Here is a 714-nt window from a genome sequence, read left to right on the forward strand (position 1 = left end):
CGAGGAAGAAGCGCGTCCGATTTATGAAAAAGAAATTGTTCATCAGCTTTCTGAATCAGTGGAAGTGTTGTTGAATGAAGCCCCCATCGAACCAAAATGGGGAGTCAAGAAAAACAGTGATGGAAAAAACATCTTCTGGTTTGGCTACAAAGGTCACTTAGCCGTTAGCACAAAAAGCCAGTACATTCTTGCGGGGATGATGACGTCCGGTAGCCTCAATGATGGAAAGGCAGCCATCCCTTTATTAAAGAAAATTGATCGCGATCTTCCGTCTTTATTTACTGCTGGCCTTTTCGATGCCGGTTACGATTATGAACCAATCTATCAACAATTAATCGATCAGGATCTACAAGCTGTCATTCCATATAACCGACGTAACGAAGGAGAGACGGTTGGTTATGACGAGTACTTCGCACCGACTTGTGTCCTAGAGCATTCCTATCGCTACGACAGCTTCGATCCAAAATACAAGACATTGAAATATACACGTCCGAAGGAATGTGCAACGTGCCCATTACAACACGACTCACTTTGTCAAAAGACTTTTAAAATCAGACAATCTACAGATATCCGAAAGTACACCAATCCCGCAAGGGGATCGAAAAAATGGGATGAACTGTACAAAGAACGTACCGCTGTCGAACGTGTTAATGCCTATTTGAAAGAATTCTTTGGACTGAATAATGTCCGTCACCGAACCGGGAAAAAATCAAG

Annotated in this window: 1 protein-coding gene; it reads left to right on the forward strand. The window is 42.7% G+C overall.

The window, feature by feature from the left end:
* The coding region (locus Q1A47_RS20530; RefSeq protein WP_299632750.1) for a transposase at positions 1 to 714 on the forward strand (714 nt) is incomplete at both ends.

Source organism: uncultured Virgibacillus sp. (assembly GCF_947495635.1).
Lineage (GTDB): Bacteria > Bacillota > Bacilli > Bacillales > Amphibacillaceae > Virgibacillus > Virgibacillus salarius.